This is a genomic window from Aeromonas enterica (genome assembly GCF_054052465.1).
Genome location: NZ_JBSTYL010000003.1, coordinates 92,091 through 107,998, shown reverse-complemented (window position 1 = coordinate 107,998; position 15,908 = coordinate 92,091). Strand labels below are relative to the sequence as shown.

Sequence of the window (15,908 nt, the reverse complement as noted above, 5' to 3'; positions counted from 1 at the left end):
GGGCGTCACGACTCAAATGAACTAGTGCTCTGTTGTTCCAGAGCCAGCAGCCAGAGTTTTACAGGGATGTCGCTGTTATCAGGGAGTCAATTCAAATGAACCGGCGCTCTGTTGTTCCAGAGCCAGCAACCAGCGTTTGATGGGGATGCCGCCGGCATAACCGGTCAGCTCGCCACTGCGCCCTATCACCCTGTGGCAGGGCACTATGATGCTGAGGGGGTTGCGGCCATTGGCGGCGCCCACCGCTCGTACCGCCTTGTGGTTGCCGATTGACTGGGCTATTTCGAGATAGCTGACGGTCTCGCCGTAGGGAATATCGCACAGGGCGCGCCATACCGATTGCTGGAACGGGGTGCCTTTGGCGGCGAGCGGCAGCTCGAAGCGTTGCAGGCGGCCGGCGAAATAAGCGGCGAACTGCTCGACGTAGGGTGCCAGCGCCAGATCATCCTGACGCCACTGCTGGGTTGGTATTATGGGGCGCTCACCCTGCATGAACTCCACGTGACGCAAGCCATCCTGATCGATGGCGATGAGCAGGGGGCCGTGGGCGCTGTCGCAAAAACTGTATCTCATCTTCTCTCATCCTTGGCGTGGGCAAGTCGTAAGGCTGGCAGTATCACTCCAGCACGGGTTTGCCGCGGGCCGACTTGATGTCGCCCTTGCGCTTCTTGGCGTCGACCCGCTTGCGCTGGGAGCTGCGGGTTGGCTTGGTGGCATGACGGGCCTTGGGGCGCCAGGCGGCCTTCTTCAACAGTTCCACCAGGCGGCTCATGGCCTCCTTGCGGTTCATGTCCTGGCTGCGATGGGTCTCGACGCGGATCTGGATAAAACCGTCGTGTACCCGGCTGTCGCTCAACTTGTCGAGTCCCTCCTTGTAGAGGTCCGGCAGGCTGGGGGAGCTGCGGTAATCGAAGCGCAACCAGACGGCGGAGTCGGTCTTGTTGACGTGCTGACCGCCGGCACCCTGAGCCCGCATGGCTTGAAACTGCAGCTCATGCCAGGGCAAGGTCACGCTGTTGGAGATGACTAACATACTGCGGTGCTCTTGTTTGGTGCATCGGGAGAGGCTGGTTCAGCTTGGTGCCTCATTATGGGGCGAGATGCGCGCCCTTGGTGATGTCGGGGGATATCCATCTCGAACAAAAATGCTATCTTTTTGAAATTAAACAATAAAAAGACTTGGCACAAGAATTGATTCCCAATTCATGACATACCATGGATTGGGAGCAACCAGATGAAGCTGATTACTGCGATTATCAAACCCTTCAAGTTGGACGATGTACGCGAAGCCGTCGCCAACCTGGGGGTCGAGGGTCTGACCGTGTCCGAGGTCAAAGGGTTTGGCCGTCAGAAGGGCCACACCGAATTATACCGGGGAGCCGAGTACCAGGTCGACTTCTTACCCAAGGTGAAGCTGGAAATAGCGACAACCGATGACAACGTCGAAGGGGTGATCGAGGCGATTTGCAAGGCGGCCTACACCGGCAAGATCGGTGACGGCAAGATCTTCGTCTACGACCTGCTGCAGGCCGTGCGTATTCGTACCGGCGAGAGCGACGATGAGGCACTCTGATCGCTGACTCGTGATGCTGGGTTGAGCAAGGTCACTCTGTTGCGAATTGGCCGGTTCGGGTAGATTGCTGGCGTGAAGTCGCTGATTGACTCCATGGTGGGGCTGGATAGGATTCTATCCGGCCCTTTTGTTTGAACGGCGTTTAAATATGTGATCTTGTACTCGATGTTTTCTTGATCCGGCTATCGAGGTCAATGCAAAATACAAACAACAATGGTTATCACTCGATATAGCAATTCAAGGAATGGATGATGAAAATGAAGATGTTGGCTCTGGCTTTTTCGACCCTGGCTGCTCAGGGAGCGTTGGCGGCAGGGGAAGTGAACGTCTACTCCAACCGGCAGGATGAGCTGATCAAGCCCATCATCCAGCAGTTCGAGAAGGAATCGGGCATCAAGGTCAACGTGGTATTTGCCAAAGAAGGGCTGAACGAGCGTCTGGAGCGGGAAGGCAAGCTCTCCCCGGCCGACCTCATGCTGACCGTCGACATCAGCCGGCTGACCGATCTGGTCGACAAGGGGTTGGTGCAGTCGGTAGACAGCAAGATACTGCAGGAGAATATCCCCGCCATCTATCGCGATCCTGAAAATCGCTGGTTCGCCCTGACCACCCGGGTGCGTGCCATCTATTCGAGCAAGGATCGCCTCGGCAAGCTCGACACCATCAGCTACGAAGATCTGGCCAAACCTGAATTCAAAGGGAAAATTTGTACCCGCAGCGGCAAGCATGAGTACAATGTGGCGCTGGTTTCTTCCATGATCGCCCATCACGGCATGGTGGGTGCCAAGACCTGGCTGGAAGGGGTCAAGGCCAACCTGGCGCGCAAGCCGCAGGGCAACGACCGGGATCAGGTCAAGGCGATCAAGGATGGCATCTGCGACCTGTCGCTCGGCAACAGTTACTACCTGGGCGCCATGTTGAAAGATCCGGCGCAGAAGTCCTGGGCCGATGCGGTCTACATCAACTTCCCGAACCAGGCTGACCGCGGTGCCCACGTCAACATAAGCGGCGTGGCCATGACCAAGTACGCCAAGAACAAAGATGAAGCTCGCAAGCTGATGGAGTTTCTGGCTGGTGACACTGCCCAGCACATGTATGCGGACGTGAATGCCGAGTACCCGGTCAAGGCCGGTGTCGAGCCTTCCGCGATGGTCAAGTCCTGGGGCAGTTTCAAGTCTGACCCCCTGCCGGTCAGCGATTATGCCAAGCACCGCAAGGACGCCTTGCAGCTGCTGGATGAAGTGAAATTCGACTTGTAATCAGATGGGGCCTAAGGCCCCATCAACTTCTGTGGTCTCATGAAAAATTGTGGATTGATTGCCGGTAGCTGGGCCACCGCCCTGCTGCTGGGTTTGCCAGTACTTGCCCTGGTTTTCTCTGCCTTCTCGGCAGATGGCGACCTGTTTCGTCACCTCGCCGATACGGTACTGCTCGACTACCTCGGCAATACGCTGGGGCTGGTGGCGAGTGTTGTGCTGCTCAGCCTGCTGTTCGGGGTTCCGACCGCCTGGCTGGTGGCCATGTGTCAGGTGCCGGGGCGGCGCGCCCTGCAGTGGGCACTGATGCTGCCGATGGCGATGCCCTCCTATATCGTTGCCTACGTCTATACCGACCTGCTCGACTATTCGGGCCCGCTGCAGGCCGGATTGCGAGATCTGTTTGGCTGGAACAGTCCGGCAGATTACTGGTTTCCGGCTATTCGCTCCCTTGGCGGTGCGGCCTGGGTGCTGGCGCTGGTGCTGTTCCCTTATGTTTATCTGCTGACGCGCGCCTCCTTTCTGGAGCAGTCAGTCAGCCTGATCCACTCCAGCCGCCTGCTCGGCTGCACTCCCTGGCAGAGCTTTCGCCGTCTCAGTCTGCCGCTGGCACGCCCTGCCATCATGGTCGCCGTGTCGCTGGTGGCGATGGAGACCCTGGCCGATTTTGCCACCGTCCACTTCTTTGCCGTCAATACCCTGACCACGGCAGTCTACGATACCTGGCTTGGTTACGGCAGTCTGGCCACCGCCGCCAAGCTTTCTTGTTTGATGCTGCTGGCCGTGGTGGTGCTGATCGCCTTTGAGCGTCGTTCCCGCCGCCGTCAGCAGGTGTTCCAGAAATCCATGGGTCACGAACAGCCGCTGCGCTACCCGCTCAAGGGGATGAGTCGCGTGCTGGCCGGGTGCTGGTGCTGGGGATTGGTGCTGGCCGGCTTCGGCCTGCCGTTCTTCATCCTGCTCGACTACGGGGTGCGCTATTTCGAATTGTCATGGACGCCGGAGTTTGTCCGCTTCGCCGGCAACAGTCTGCTCATCTCGGCACTGACCGCCCTGCTCGCCATGGGCATCGCCCTGCTGCTCGGCTTCTTCCGCCGCCTCGATGGCGGGAGCAAGAGCCTGCTGCCCCTGCGCATCTCTGCCATGGGGTACGCCATGCCGGGCACAGTGCTGGCCATCGGCGTGCTGGTACCGCTGACGGCCCTCGATTTTGCCATCAATGATCTGGCCGAGTGGCTCGGCCGCCAGGGCCCCGGTCTGCTGCTGACCGGCACCATTACCGCCATCGTATTCGGCTATCTGGTGCGCTTCGTAGCCATCGCCATCGGTTCGGTGGAGAGCAGCATGGGCAAGATCTCCCCCAGCCTCGATATGGCGGCCCGCTCGCTGGGGCAGGGGGATGGCGGCATGCTGCGCCGGGTTCATCTGCCACTGGTGCGCCGCGGCCTGTTTGCCGGCGCCATGCTGGTGTTCATCGAATCCATGAAGGAGCTGCCCGCCGCCCTGCTGCTGCGGCCGTTCAACTTCGATACCCTGGCGACCCACGTCTATCAATTCGTCTCGGATGAGATGCTGGAGCGGGGGGCGCTCGGCGCCATCGTCATCGTATTGGTGGGCTTGTTGCCGCTTATCTGGGTCAACCGCAGTCTGGATAGCCCGGGCCACTGAGCGGCCACGTCGGCCAATGAAATGGTATGCGGTGTGCTTGACCAAGAGGCGAGCGCCCCGCCAGAAATGAGAGGAAGCCAGCCTTGTCCTGTTTGCAGGTTGAAAATGTCAGTTGCCGTTACAACGGCCGCAATGTGCTGGAACAGCTGTTCCTGACAGTGGCCGACAACGAGATCGTCTGCCTGTTTGAAGGTAGCGAGTGGCTGCGCCGAATTTAAAACATAAGGGGAAGCCAGCGGTGTCTTGCTTGCAAGTTGAAAATGTCAGTTGCCGTTACAACGGTCGCAATGTGCTGGAACAGCTCTCCCTGACGGTGGCCGACAACGAGATCGTCTGCCTGCTGGGAGCGAGTGGCTGTGGCAAGACCACGCTGCTCAAGGCCATCGCCGGTCTGCTGCCGCTGGCCGAGGGCAAAATCCGTCTTGGCGATACCCTGCTGGATGGGCCTGGGGGCTGCGTGCCGCCCGAGGCGCGCAACATCGGCATGATCTTTCAGGATTACGCCCTCTTTCCGCACCTGACGGTGGCCGAGAACGTCGGCTTCGGCCTGACCCGGCTCGATCGCCGTGCCCGCCAGCAGCAAGTGGATGAGGCGCTGACGCTGGTCAATCTGCAGGGGCTCGGGGAGCGTTATCCGCATGAGCTCTCCGGCGGCCAGCAGCAGAGGGTCGCCATCGCCCGCGCCCTGGTGTGCAAGCCCAGGCTGATGCTGCTGGACGAGCCTTTCTCCAACATAGATACCCAGGTGCGGATGAAGCTCATTCTCGAGATCCGTGCCCTGCTCAAGCAACAGGGGATCGGCGCCATCTTCGTCAGCCACAGCAAGGAAGAGGCGTTCGCCTTCGCCGACCGGCTGGCGCTGTTTCGTGCCGGCCACATAGAACAGGTGGGCCAGCCGGAGCAGCTCTATCGCCGGCCGCAGAACCGCTTCGTGGCGGAATTTCTCGGTGGGGTCAACTACCTGGCCGCCGAGGTGGTGGACAGCCACTGCGTGCAGACGTCGCTGGGGGTGGTGTGCGGCACCGAGCCTCACGGCCGCGCCGTGGGCGAGTTGTTGCAATTGATGCTCAGACCCCAGCAGCTGTTGCTGGAGAACGCCACGGAGGGCGAGCTCAAGGTGGTAGAGCAGCAGTTCCTCGGCCATCACTGCCGGGTGCTGTTCGAGTGTGGCGGCCAGCGGCTCGAGGCCAGCATTGGCGAGCCGCTTGACGGGACGCGGGCACGGGTCAACCTTGCCCCGCATGCGCTCGTGCTGTTTGATCCATTGTCGTGACAGACCTGATATCGTTGTGAAATCAAGGAACTGGATTCACTCTGGTTTATAATCGCGCAACGCCAACCTCGCTAATGCCTGTTCAGGGGAGAAATACATGAAAGCCCAAGCCGGGATCTGTGCAGAGCCGAATCTGCATGCCCTCTATCTGATGTTCAATCGCACCGGCGACGGAGCCGAACTGGTCGCCCGTCTGGCCGGCTTGCCTGCCCTGTGGCAGGCGGTTGCCGCCGATTTCCCCGATGCCGGTTTCAGCGGTCTGGTCGCCGTCGGTGCCGATGCCTGGGATGGTCTCTACCCTGCCGCCCGTCCGCCCCAGTTCCGTGGCTTTATGGCTCAGGAAGCCAATGGTCACAAGGCGCCGAATACCCCGTTTGATCTCTTCGTGCAGCTGCGCGCCGATCGGGTCGATGTACTGCACCACGCCGGTCAGCGCGTGATGGCCTTGTTGGCGGGGCGGGTGGCACTGGCGGAAGAGGTGCGTGGTTTCCGCAATCTGGATTGCCGGGATCTGACCGGCTTCGTCGACGGCACCGAGAACCCGCAGGATGAGCACCGCGCCGAAGTGGCGCTGCTCGACGGCGGCGAGTTTGCCGGTGGCTCCTATATCCACGTCCAGCGCTGGGTCCACGCCATGAGCGACTGGGAGACGCTGGCCCTGAAGGAGCAGGAAGACATCATAGGTCGCACCAAGGCCGACAACATAGAGTATGAATCTGCCGACAAGCCGCTGACCGCCCACATCAAGCGGGTCAACCTCAAGACCCCGAAGGGCGAGTCCATGGAGATACTGCGCCAGAGCATGCCCTGGGGCACCATGACCGAGCAGGGGCTCTACTTCATCTCCTGCTGCCGCACGCCGCTGCACTTCAATGCCATGCTGGCCAGCATGTACAAGGGGGAGGGCAGTCACTTCGACCATCTGCTGCGCTTTACCAGGGCCGTGACCGGGGCCGCCTTCTTCGCGCCTTCCGAGGATTATCTGGTTTCGCAGGGTAAATAAGCGCGGTTGACGTCACCAACAAAAATCCCGGCCAAGGCCGGGATTTTTCGTTCAGGGGGCGTCACCACAGCGGGACGGACGAGCCTGATTAAGGGGTTTGTTCGAACAGCTCGAGGGCGGAGAGGTAGAGCTCTTCGATGTCGGTGTCGCTGGTCGGGGTGATGAAGATGGTGTCATCACCGGCTATGGTGCCGAGGATCCCTTCGGCCTTGCCGAGGGAGTCGAGCAGACGAGCGATGAGCTGGGCCGCCCCCGGGCTGGTGTGGATCACCACCAGGGCGCCGTTGTGGTCGACGTCCAGTACCAGGTTCTTGAGCGGGCTGGAGGTGGTGGGTACACCCAGCTCCACCGGCAGGCAGTAAACCATCTCCATCTTGGCATTGCGGGTGCGAACGGCGCCGAAGCGGCTCAGCATGCGCGATACCTTGGACTGGTTGATGTTTTCGAAGCCCATCTCTTGCAGGGCAGTCACTATCTCTGCCTGGGAGCCAAATCGTTCTTCTTTCAGCAAGGCTTTAAAGGCCTTGGCCAGTTTTTCTTGCTTGTCGTTATGCTTCATCTTGGACTCACGAATGAGGAGGTGTGGCTGCCTGTCACGCTCAGGCGGCAGATATGAACAGCGCGCCCATTTTGCATTCATGTGCCTATTTTTGCAAGGAAGCGGCGCTTGTTCTGCATATTGATTCAAAATTAGCTTGCATCCACCCATGTTGGGGCTAAAATCGGGACGAAATTTTGAAAACTTATTCAATTGGGCTGTATGGGTATTGAATTAATCGGTATCGAAAAATCCTGGCACAAGGTGCCGGTACTGCAAGATGTCAGCTTTCGGACTGCACCCGGTGAGACCTTGGTGCTGCTGGGCCCGAGCGGTGCCGGCAAGAGTTCGCTGCTGCGCATGATGAACCTGCTGGACACCCCGGATGCCGGTGTATTGCGCATAGGTGAAAGTGAATTTTCTTTCCCGTCCAGCCTCTCTGCCGCCGAATTCAACCGTCAGGCACAGGCGCTGCGCCGCAAGGTGGGCATGGTGTTCCAGCAGTACAATCTGTGGCCACATCTGACCGTGATGGAGAACCTGATCGAGGCCCCCCTCAAGCTGCTCGGCATGAGCAAGGCGGCGGCCATCGAAAAGGGCGCCTACCTGCTGACCCAGCTGCAACTGGCGGACAAGCGTGATGCCTGGCCTGCCCGGCTCTCCGGTGGCCAGCAGCAGCGGGTGGCTATCGCCCGTACGCTGATGATGGATCCGCAGGTGCTGCTGTTTGACGAGCCGACGGCGGCCCTCGATCCCGAGATCACCAAAGAGGTGGCGGAGATCATCCGCAATCTGGGCCAGACCGGCATCACTCAGGTGGTGGTGACTCACGAGGTGGAGTTCGCCCGCAAGGTGGCCAGTCAGGTGATCTATCTGGAGAAGGGGCGGATCATCGAATCCGGCTCCGCCGCCATTTTCAAATCCCCGCAAACCAGCCGGTTTGCCGAGTTCTTGATGCATTGATATTCAAATCGATAAGGAAGCTGTCATGAAAAAGAGTCTGTTGCTGGTTGCTGCCATGGGCCTGTTGAGCACCTCGGTGCTGGCCAAGGAGATCAAGTTCGCCACCGAGGCCACTTATGCTCCGTTCGAATACCTGGATGACAAGAACGAGTTCCAGGGGTTTGACATCGATCTGGCCCGTGCCATCTGCGCGCAGGCCAAGCTGGAGTGCAGCTTCCACAACCAGGCCTTCGACAGCCTGATCCCCAGCCTCAAGTTCCGTCGCTATGACGCCGCCATCGCCGCCATGGACGTGACCCCGGAGCGGGCCGCCCAGGTCGACTTCTCCGACATCTATTACGAAAACTCCGCAGTGTTCGTTGCCAAGAAGGGCGTCTTCAAGGGGCCGGAAGAGTTGGTGGACAAGACAGTCGGTGTACAGAACGGCACCTCCCACCAGTCCTATCTGGTGGACAACTGGATCAGCAAGGGCCTGCTGACCGTGCCCTACGCCAGCTACCAGAGTGCCTTCCTCGACATGATGAACGGCCGTACCGACGGCGTCTTTGCCGATACTGCGGTCGCCGCCGACTGGCTCAAGCAGCACAAGGAGTATGCCGTGATCGGCACCCCTGTGACCGACGCCAAGTACTTCGGTACCGGTTTTGGCATCGCCGTGGCCAAGGGTAATCAGGAGCTGCTGACTCAGCTGAACAAGGGGCTGGCCGAGATCAAGGCCAACGGCACCTATCAGAAAATCTTCGACAAATACTTCGCGCAGTAAGCCATGTTGAGCCTGTTGTTGGATGCAGCCTGGATGACCATCGGGCTGGCCTTGGCATCACTGGTCGGGGGCATGGTGCTGGCGCTGGCGTTCAGCGCCGCCGAGCTCAGCAAGCAGCGCGCGCTGGTGTGGCCGGTGGTCACACTCACCACGCTGATCCGTGGCCTGCCCGAGTTGCTGGTGGTGCTGTTCATCTACTTCGGCTCGACCCAGGTGCTGTTCCTCATCACCGGCGAGTATGTGGAGTTCAGCCCGTTCGCCTGCGGCGTGCTGGCGCTCTCCCTGCTGTTTGCCAGCTATGCCACCCAGACCCTGCGGGCCGCGCTCAATGCGGTGCCGGCCGGGCAGCGGCTGGCGGCACTGGCGCTCGGTCTCGGCAAGGGGCACATCTTCTTTCGAATCGTGCTGCCCCAGGCCTGGCGTCATGCCCTGCCGGGGCTCGGCAACCAGTGGCTGGTGCTGCTCAAGGACACGGCGCTGGTCTCCCTCATAGGGGTGAACGAGATGATGCGTCAGGCCCAGATGGCCTCGGCCAGCACCTATGAACCCTTTACCTGGTATGCCGCCGCAGCCCTCATCTATCTGGCCATCAGTCTGGTGAGCGAGTTCGGCCTCAAGCAGGCAGCCCGTTATACCCGTCGCTACGGAGGTTAAGGACAATGAAGAACTATCTCATGACCTCGTTGGTGAACTTGGTGAGCGAGTTTGGCCTCAATCTCACACTGGCGGCCCGTTACACCCGTCGTTATGGAGGCTGATCATGCAGGACTATCTTATGACGCTGCTGGGTGGTCTGGCGATCACCCTGCAACTGACGGCACTGAGCTTGCTGCTCGGCGTGCTGCTGGCCGTCGCCATGACCTGGGTGCTGGAGCGCCGGATTCCAGTGGCGACCCAGCTGGTGCAACTGTGGGTACTGATCTTCACCGGCACGCCGCTGCTCATCCAGATCTTCCTCATCTACTATGGACCGGGCCAGTTCGAGTGGCTCAAGTCCGGGCCGCTCTGGCCGCTGCTCAAGCAGCCCTGGTTCTGCGCCGTGCTGGCCCTTGGCTTCAACACGGCGGCTTACTCCACCCGCTTGTTCAAGGGGGCGCTGGACGCCATTCCGTCCGGCGAGGTAGAGGCATGCCGCGCGCTCGGCTTCTCGGCCGGGCAGACTCTGTGGATGAAGGTGCGCCACGCCGCCCGGCGGCTGGTACCCGCCTATTCCAACGAGGTGATCCTGGTGCTCAAGGGGAGTTCGCTCGCCAGCACCATCACCATCATGGATGTGATGGGTCTGGCCCAGCGCCTCAACGCCCAGACGTATGACACTCTGGCGGTGTTCACCGTGGCCGGTGGACTCTATCTGACCATGAACGGATTGTTAACAATTGGGTTCCGCTGGTGTGAGCGGCGAGCCTTGGCATTCCAGGCCTGAGTTCGGTAGAACTACCTATTTATGGTGGGGGGAAGTGCAGGAAATCTGTGCTTCCCCTCTGATTTTCTGCATTTCCCCCCATTTTTATTCGCCGCCTGTTTCTTGGCTCACAGAACCCGTGATTGCAACTGTTATCAGATTGTTTTTTAGGGGGGGATCCATTAAGGTTGGGCGCACAACAAGAAACAACCTTAAACCTACGCTTAAACATGGAGTTGATCATGAAAGTTGCCGTTCTGGGTGCCGCCGGTGGCATAGGCCAAGCCCTCGCTCTGCTGTTGAAAAATCGCCTGCCTGCTGGTTCCGAACTGAGCCTGTATGACATAGCCCCGGTCACTCCGGGTGTGGCGGTCGATCTGAGCCATATCCCGACTGACGTGAAAGTAAAAGGTTTCTGCGGTGAAGATCCGAGCCCGGCTCTGGTCGGCGCCGATGTGGTGCTGATCTCCGCCGGTGTGGCGCGCAAGCCCGGCATGGATCGTTCCGATCTGTTCAATATCAACGCCGGTATCGTCAAGAACCTGGTGGAAAAATGTGCCGCTACTTGCCCGAAAGCGCTGATCGGCATCATCACCAACCCGGTCAACACCACGGTCGCCATCGCCGCCGAAGTGCTGAAGAAAGCCGGTGTCTATGACAAGCGCCGCCTGTTCGGCGTCACCACCCTGGACGTGATCCGTGCCGAGACCTTCGTGGCCGAGGCCAAGGGCCTGAACGTCGACAAGGTGCGTGTCAACGTGATCGGTGGTCACAGTGGCGTGACCATACTGCCGCTGCTGTCTCAGATCGAAGGCGCTTCCTTCACTGCCGAAGAAGTGGCAGCCATGACCAAGCGTATCCAGAACGCCGGCACCGAAGTGGTGGAAGCCAAGGCCGGTGGCGGATCTGCCACCCTTTCTATGGGCCAGGCGGCCTGCCGTTTCGGTCTGTCGCTGATCAAGGGTCTGCAGGGCGAAGCCAACGTCATCGAGTGCGCCTATGTGGAAGGGGATGGCAAGCATGCCACCTTCTTCGCGCAACCCATACAGCTGGGCAAGAACGGCGTCGAAACCATACTGGACTACGGCAAGCTGAGTGCCTTCGAGCAAGCGGCTATGGATGGCATGCTGGCCACCCTGAAAGCCGATATCCAGCTGGGTGTCGACTTCGTCAAGTAAGCCGTATGGCTGGCAAAAAAGGGGAGCTTCGGCTCCCCTTTGTCATGGGTGACAGATGCAGATGGCGACGGGCTAAGGGGATGGGGCCGGCTGCCGATAACAGAGAGCAGCAGGAGAACCTTATGATGAAACCACTTACCCTTGTCGGCCTTGTCTGTTTGCTGACCACCCAGGTACAGGGCGCGGAGCCTCAGGCATCCGCCGCCACCCCCACAGCGAGCAGCGCGGTTTCCGCTGCCGAGCAGGCGATGGCATCCCAGAGCGCAGTGTCTGCCGCCGAGTCGCCAGCGGTTGCGGCCCAGAGCGCGGTATCTGCCGCCGAGCCGTCAACCGCTACCGTCCAGCCTGCCGGATCCGGCGCTGTCCCCGCTGCCGCCCCCTTGCCTGTGGCGTCCGAGTCGACACCAGCAGCTGAGCCTGCTCCCGTTGCAACGGGATCTGCGCTCGCGACCCCATCCCCCGCCTCCACAGCGGAGAGCGGGCTCTCTCCGACCAGCCGGCCCATGACCAGCACGCCATCGGGTGGTGGCGGTCTGGGTATCGACAGCAGCAATTTGCAGGCGGTCCCCCTCTATCGCCAGGACGAGCTGCTCAACTGGATTGAACAGGGTCGTCACTTGCAGCAGGTGAAGCAGGACAGGTGCCAGCTCACTCAGGATATAGAGGTGCGGGCAGAGGTGATGAAGGTGCCGGCCTATCAGTTTCTGTGGGGCGACATGCTGGCCTGGGGGGTGTGCATCAAGCCCGATGCCGAGCTCGGGGTCAAATTCATGTGGGAGGCGGCCAATCAAGGGCTGGCACCGGCGCTGGAACAGCTGGGCCGTTACTACTGGAAGGGCACATTGGTGCAGCAGGATCTGGTCAAGGCCGAGACCCTGATGCGTGAAGCCGCCAGTCTGGGATTTCAACGGGCACAGGTCGAGTGGGTCGAGATGCTGCTGCAGGGGATGGGCAGCCCGTTGGATTATGAAGAGGCCTACCACTGGCTGCACAGCACTGTGATCGGTGACAAGGCGCTGCATCAGAAGGCGACCAGCCTGCTGAGCCGCCTGGCCAAACGCATGCCGGCCAATGCCATCGTCCGTGCCAAGGCGATGCACTGAATAAAAATGACCCACAGATCTGCATCTGTGGGTCCGGATCCGGCCGCCGTGCCATGACAGGCTGGATCCTCCTTGCTTTATATGGGGCAACCCCGTTTAAAGATCCTGATGGGGACCAAAAACTTCATAGTGCAGCTGATCGGCCGGTATGCCCGCCGCGCTCAACTGCGCCTTGATTGCCTGCATGAAGCCAAGCGGACCGCAGAAGTAGTAGTGGGCCTGCGGCGCCAGCAACTCGGCCACCTGGCTCAAGTCCATGGTGCCGTGGAAGTCGTAGTCCTTCCCCTGTTCATCCTGAGCCTCCGGCTCCCGATACCAGACCCGGCTCTGCAGCTGGTCATGCTGCTCGTGCTTGCGCTGGATATCCTCCTTGAAGGCGTGCAGTGCACCCTGTTCACAGCCATGCAGCCAGCAGATGTCGGCCGCATGGCCCTTGGCCAGCAGCTGGTTGAGCATGCTCAGCATGGGGGTGAGGCCCACGCCGGCGGAGAGCAACACCACGGGCGTGCTGGCATCGGCCTGCAGGAAGAAGTCGCCGGTCGGCGGCATCAACTCCACCTGATCGCCAGCATGCAGATGGTCGTGCAGCAGGTTGGAGACCTGGCCCTGAGGCTCGCGCTTGACGCTGATGCGGTAATCGCGACCGTTCGGCGCATCGGAGAGAGAGTATTGGCGGATCTCCTGATACTCCAGCTCTGGGTGGGCCAGCTTGATGCTGAGGTACTGGCCCGGCTTGAAGTGAAGCACGGGTTTGCCATCGAGCGGCGCCAGTACGAAGGAGGTGATGAGCTCGCTCTCGACCCGTTTCTCCTTGATGATAAAGGGGCGGGGACCCTGCCAGCCACCGGTCTGACTCGCCTTCTCCTGATAGATCTCGCTCTCCCGGCCGATGAAGATGCTGGCCAGCACACCGTAAGCCTTGCCCCAGGCATCCAGCACCTCTTCGGTGACCGCACTTCCACCCAATTCTTTGAGCGTGGCCAAGAGATGACTACCTACAATGTGATATTGTTCCGGCTGGATCATGAAACCCGTGTGCTTGTGGGCAATACGTTCCACCGCGCCGGCCAGGGCTCCCAGGTTGTCGATATTCCTGGCGTAAGCCGCCACCGCGTTGAACAGCGCCAGCGGTTGACCGCCACTGCGCTGGTGCGCCAGGTTGAAAATATCCTTCAGTTCCGGGTTGTGACTGAACATGCGCTGGTAGAAATGCTGGGTGAGGGCAGGCCCCGCCGATTCGAGCAAAGGGATGGTGCTTTTGATGACGGCGATGGTGGCTTGGTCTAACATAGGAGGTCCTTGCTAATTGAACATCTAAAATGTCACTTAATAAGCTGCATCCTAGATGTTTATTTGATCTGAATCAATAATCAATTTTCCGCGTTATGCGACACAGGCACTATGAGACTAACTAGCTATACCGATTTTGGATTGAGAGCCCTGCTCTATCTGGCGACCCTGCCACAGGGCGAAATGTCGAGCGTGGCCAAGGTCTCCGCCTTGTATGGCGTCTCCCGCAACCACATGGTCAAGGTGGTGAATCAACTGGTGAAGCTGGGCTATCTGCAATCCCAGCGTGGCAAGAATGGCGGGATCCGCATGGCCTGCGCGCCGGAGACAGTCAACATCGGCCAGGTGATCCGGGCGCTGGAGGGCAATCTGGACGGCATCGACTGCAACTCGCCCGCCTGCCACATAGTCTCTGTCTGCTTGTTGAAGAATGCCCTGAAGGAGGCGATGAACGCCTTTTTGGCGGTGATGGACAGCTATACGCTGCAAGACCTGCTGGCCAATCGCGAGGAGCTGCAGAAGGTGTTCGGCGACTTGATCCCGACTCTGGTGCTGGAGCCGGACGAGGAGAGCGAGTGAGATAAAAAAGGCTGCCATCGGCAGCCTTTTTTCAATCTTCGAATCCCGACTCGTTGCGGTATAAATCTGGCATGATCCGCGCCATCTTCACCATGTTGTTCTCCACTTCCAGGATCTCGATGGGATAGCCGGCCAGCCTCAGGCTGATGTTGGGCTGGGGGATCTCCTCCAGGTATTCCAGAATGACACCGTTCAGGGTTCTGGGCCCGTCGATGGGCAACCGCCAGTTCATCTCCTTGTTCAGCTCGCGAATGCTGGCCGAGCCCTCCACCAGAAACGAGCCATCCGGCTGGGGGTGGATCTCGTCGCTGGGCGCCGGTGTCATGGAGGTGGTGAAGTCGCCCACTATCTCTTCCAGTATGTCATCCAGGGTGATCAACCCCTGAATATCCCCGTACTCATCCACTATGAGGCCGATCCGCTCCTTGTTGCGCTGGAACTTGGCCAGTTGCACGTTGAGCGGCGTGCCTTCCGGGATGAAGTAGATCTCGTCCACTTCCCGCAGCAGGCTCGACTTGTTGAACTGATCCCTGGCCATCAGCCGCAGCGCATCGCGGGCGTGCAGGAAGCCCACCACATCGTCGATGCTGTCGCGGTAGAGCAGGATCTTGGTGTGGGCGCAGTGGGCCAGCTGACGCAGTATGGTCTTCCAGTCATCGTTGATGTCGATGGCGTAGATATCGCTGCGTGGCACCATGATGTGTTCCACCGTCATCTTGTCCAGATCCAGAATGCTGAGCAGCATCTCCTGATGGCGCTGGGGGATCAGGCTGCCCGCCTCGTTGACTATGGTGCGCAGCTCCTCGGTGTTGAGGGAGTCATCCTTGTTGGGATGGAGCCGAAGCAGCTTGAGCAGGCCGCTGGTGATGCCGTTGATCAGCCAGACAAAGGGGTAGAGCGGCACCATCAGCCCCTTGAGGATCCAGGAGGCGGGATAGGCGATCTTCTCCGGGTACATGGCCGCCAGTGTCTTGGGGGTCACTTCGCCAAACACCAGCACTATCAGGGTCAGGCCGAAGGTGGCAATGGCCACCCCGAAGGCGCCAAACAGCCTGATGCAGACTATGGTGGCGATGGCCGAGGCGAGGATGTTGACCAGGTTGTTGCCGATCAGGATCAGGCCCAGCAGACGATCCGGGCGGGACAGCAGCTTTTCTACCCGACGGGCAGCCTTGTGCTTGGTTTGAGCCAGATGCCGCAGCTTGTAGCGGTTGAGCGACATCATGCCGGTTTCAGAACTTGAGAAAAAAGCAGACAAGAGGATCAAAATAACGAGAACAATCAATAATGTGCTCGTTGATATGCTGTCCAAGAAGGGC

The 15,908-nt window shown here is 59.9% G+C and carries 18 protein-coding genes and 1 pseudogene; 13 read left to right on the top strand and 6 right to left on the bottom strand.

The features are described from left to right. Window positions 1-78 precede the first annotated feature (78 nt). Both ACW5XD_RS04605 and arfB read right to left on the bottom strand, forming a co-directional pair. On the bottom strand, window positions 79-573 hold the full coding sequence (locus ACW5XD_RS04605; RefSeq protein ID WP_456493835.1) for a methylated-DNA--[protein]-cysteine S-methyltransferase: 495 nt from the start codon (window positions 571-573) through the stop codon (window positions 79-81). Between the two features lie 43 nt (window positions 574-616). Continuing rightward, window positions 617-1,033, bottom strand: a complete 417-nt coding sequence (gene arfB, locus ACW5XD_RS04600) for an alternative ribosome rescue aminoacyl-tRNA hydrolase ArfB (protein WP_042038790.1) — start codon at window positions 1,031-1,033, stop codon at window positions 617-619. A 201-nt stretch (window positions 1,034-1,234) separates the two neighbouring features. Between arfB and glnK the strand changes: the two genes are divergently transcribed. The 6 genes and pseudogenes from glnK (at window position 1,235) to ACW5XD_RS04570 (ending at window position 6,773) form a co-directional block, all read left to right on the top strand. Next, a complete protein-coding gene (gene glnK, locus ACW5XD_RS04595; RefSeq protein ID WP_456493834.1) occupies window positions 1,235-1,573 on the top strand; it encodes a P-II family nitrogen regulator in 339 nt (112 codons plus the stop codon). 251 nt (window positions 1,574-1,824) lie between these two features. Beyond that, a complete protein-coding gene (locus ACW5XD_RS04590) occupies window positions 1,825-2,832 on the top strand; it encodes a Fe(3+) ABC transporter substrate-binding protein (RefSeq protein WP_456493833.1) in 1,008 nt (335 codons plus the stop codon). 39 nt (window positions 2,833-2,871) lie between these two features. Beyond that, the gene (locus ACW5XD_RS04585) at window positions 2,872-4,497 is read left to right on the top strand and encodes an ABC transporter permease (RefSeq protein WP_456493832.1); all 1,626 of its coding nucleotides are present in this window, start codon (window positions 2,872-2,874) and stop codon (window positions 4,495-4,497) included. A gap of 83 nt (window positions 4,498-4,580) precedes the next feature. Next, window positions 4,581-4,694: pseudogene (locus tag ACW5XD_RS04580) on the top strand (ABC transporter ATP-binding protein); the annotation flags it as partial. Window positions 4,695-4,735: 41 nt separating this feature from the next. Further along, complete coding sequence (locus ACW5XD_RS04575; protein ID WP_456493831.1) at window positions 4,736-5,770, top strand: ABC transporter ATP-binding protein; 1,035 nt, start codon at window positions 4,736-4,738, stop codon at window positions 5,768-5,770. Window positions 5,771-5,867: 97 nt separating this feature from the next. Beyond that, window positions 5,868-6,773 (top strand): Dyp-type peroxidase, encoded by a 906-nt coding sequence (locus ACW5XD_RS04570; protein ID WP_456493830.1) that lies wholly within the window; start codon window positions 5,868-5,870, stop codon window positions 6,771-6,773. An 88-nt stretch (window positions 6,774-6,861) separates the two neighbouring features. On the opposite strand, the gene argR is transcribed toward ACW5XD_RS04570, so the two are convergent. Then, complete coding sequence (gene argR, locus ACW5XD_RS04565; protein WP_005308670.1) at window positions 6,862-7,332, bottom strand: transcriptional regulator ArgR; 471 nt, start codon at window positions 7,330-7,332, stop codon at window positions 6,862-6,864. A gap of 201 nt (window positions 7,333-7,533) precedes the next feature. Here argR and ACW5XD_RS04560 point away from each other — a divergent pair, with 201 nt between their 5' ends. The 5 genes from ACW5XD_RS04560 (at window position 7,534) to mdh (ending at window position 11,617) form a co-directional block, all read left to right on the top strand. Further along, entirely contained in the window at window positions 7,534-8,274 is a 741-nt protein-coding gene (locus tag ACW5XD_RS04560; protein ID WP_456493829.1) for an ATP-binding cassette domain-containing protein, read from the top strand. Between the two features lie 25 nt (window positions 8,275-8,299). Next, window positions 8,300-9,037 carry a transporter substrate-binding domain-containing protein gene (locus tag ACW5XD_RS04555; RefSeq protein ID WP_456493828.1) on the top strand — a complete coding sequence of 246 codons (738 nt, stop codon included), beginning with the start codon at window positions 8,300-8,302 and terminating at the stop codon, window positions 9,035-9,037. A 3-nt stretch (window positions 9,038-9,040) separates the two neighbouring features. After that, window positions 9,041-9,691 carry an arginine ABC transporter permease ArtQ gene (gene artQ / locus ACW5XD_RS04550; protein WP_456493827.1) on the top strand — a complete coding sequence of 217 codons (651 nt, stop codon included), beginning with the start codon at window positions 9,041-9,043 and terminating at the stop codon, window positions 9,689-9,691. Window positions 9,692-9,797: 106 nt separating this feature from the next. Continuing rightward, window positions 9,798-10,460, top strand: a complete 663-nt coding sequence (artM, locus tag ACW5XD_RS04545; RefSeq protein ID WP_456493826.1) for an arginine ABC transporter permease ArtM — start codon at window positions 9,798-9,800, stop codon at window positions 10,458-10,460. A 221-nt stretch (window positions 10,461-10,681) separates the two neighbouring features. Further along, window positions 10,682-11,617, top strand: a complete 936-nt coding sequence (mdh, locus tag ACW5XD_RS04540; RefSeq protein WP_456493825.1) for a malate dehydrogenase — start codon at window positions 10,682-10,684, stop codon at window positions 11,615-11,617. Between the two features lie 190 nt (window positions 11,618-11,807). Here the strand turns inward: mdh and ACW5XD_RS04535 are convergent, their stop codons facing one another. Further along, window positions 11,808-12,122 carry a hypothetical protein gene (locus ACW5XD_RS04535; RefSeq protein WP_456493824.1) on the bottom strand — a complete coding sequence of 105 codons (315 nt, stop codon included), beginning with the start codon at window positions 12,120-12,122 and terminating at the stop codon, window positions 11,808-11,810. Here ACW5XD_RS04535 and ACW5XD_RS04530 point away from each other — a divergent pair. Further along, window positions 12,121-12,720, top strand: a complete 600-nt coding sequence (locus ACW5XD_RS04530; RefSeq protein WP_456493823.1) for a tetratricopeptide repeat protein — start codon at window positions 12,121-12,123, stop codon at window positions 12,718-12,720. The genes ACW5XD_RS04535 and ACW5XD_RS04530 overlap by 2 nt on opposite strands. Before the next feature lie 96 nt (window positions 12,721-12,816). Here the strand turns inward: ACW5XD_RS04530 and hmpA are convergent, their stop codons facing one another. Beyond that, complete coding sequence (gene hmpA, locus ACW5XD_RS04525; RefSeq protein WP_456493822.1) at window positions 12,817-14,010, bottom strand: NO-inducible flavohemoprotein; 1,194 nt, start codon at window positions 14,008-14,010, stop codon at window positions 12,817-12,819. Window positions 14,011-14,121: 111 nt separating this feature from the next. On the opposite strand from hmpA, the gene ACW5XD_RS04520 reads away from it, so the two are divergent. After that, window positions 14,122-14,589, top strand: coding sequence for an Rrf2 family transcriptional regulator (locus tag ACW5XD_RS04520; protein WP_456493821.1), 468 nt, complete (start codon window positions 14,122-14,124; stop codon window positions 14,587-14,589). Window positions 14,590-14,620: 31 nt separating this feature from the next. Here the strand turns inward: ACW5XD_RS04520 and ACW5XD_RS04515 are convergent, their stop codons facing one another. Next, complete coding sequence (locus tag ACW5XD_RS04515; RefSeq protein WP_456493820.1) at window positions 14,621-15,901, bottom strand: HlyC/CorC family transporter; 1,281 nt, start codon at window positions 15,899-15,901, stop codon at window positions 14,621-14,623. Between the last annotated feature and the right edge of the window lie 7 nt (window positions 15,902-15,908).

Excerpts from the sequence above, each read along its gene's own strand:
- artM (WP_456493826.1), top strand. The coding sequence starts at position 9,798 with ATGCAGGACTATCTTATGACGCTGCTGGGTGGTCTGGCGATCACCCTG.
- ACW5XD_RS04560 (WP_456493829.1), top strand. The coding sequence starts at position 7,534 with ATGGGTATTGAATTAATCGGTATCGAAAAATCCTGGCACAAGGTGCCG.
- glnK (WP_456493834.1), top strand. The coding sequence starts at position 1,235 with ATGAAGCTGATTACTGCGATTATCAAACCCTTCAAGTTGGACGATGTA.
- ACW5XD_RS04590 (WP_456493833.1), top strand. The coding sequence starts at position 1,825 with ATGAAAATGAAGATGTTGGCTCTGGCTTTTTCGACCCTGGCTGCTCAG.
- ACW5XD_RS04535 (WP_456493824.1), bottom strand. The coding sequence starts at position 12,122 with ATGGGCCGGCTGGTCGGAGAGAGCCCGCTCTCCGCTGTGGAGGCGGGG.
- ACW5XD_RS04605 (WP_456493835.1), bottom strand. The coding sequence starts at position 573 with ATGAGATACAGTTTTTGCGACAGCGCCCACGGCCCCCTGCTCATCGCC.
- hmpA (WP_456493822.1), bottom strand. The coding sequence starts at position 14,010 with ATGTTAGACCAAGCCACCATCGCCGTCATCAAAAGCACCATCCCTTTG.
- ACW5XD_RS04555 (WP_456493828.1), top strand. The coding sequence starts at position 8,300 with ATGAAAAAGAGTCTGTTGCTGGTTGCTGCCATGGGCCTGTTGAGCACC.
- mdh (WP_456493825.1), top strand. The coding sequence starts at position 10,682 with ATGAAAGTTGCCGTTCTGGGTGCCGCCGGTGGCATAGGCCAAGCCCTC.
- ACW5XD_RS04570 (WP_456493830.1), top strand. The coding sequence starts at position 5,868 with ATGAAAGCCCAAGCCGGGATCTGTGCAGAGCCGAATCTGCATGCCCTC.
- argR (WP_005308670.1), bottom strand. The coding sequence starts at position 7,332 with ATGAAGCATAACGACAAGCAAGAAAAACTGGCCAAGGCCTTTAAAGCC.
- artQ (WP_456493827.1), top strand. The coding sequence starts at position 9,041 with ATGTTGAGCCTGTTGTTGGATGCAGCCTGGATGACCATCGGGCTGGCC.
- arfB (WP_042038790.1), bottom strand. The coding sequence starts at position 1,033 with ATGTTAGTCATCTCCAACAGCGTGACCTTGCCCTGGCATGAGCTGCAG.
- ACW5XD_RS04585 (WP_456493832.1), top strand. The coding sequence starts at position 2,872 with ATGAAAAATTGTGGATTGATTGCCGGTAGCTGGGCCACCGCCCTGCTG.
- ACW5XD_RS04530 (WP_456493823.1), top strand. The coding sequence starts at position 12,121 with ATGACCAGCACGCCATCGGGTGGTGGCGGTCTGGGTATCGACAGCAGC.
- ACW5XD_RS04520 (WP_456493821.1), top strand. The coding sequence starts at position 14,122 with ATGAGACTAACTAGCTATACCGATTTTGGATTGAGAGCCCTGCTCTAT.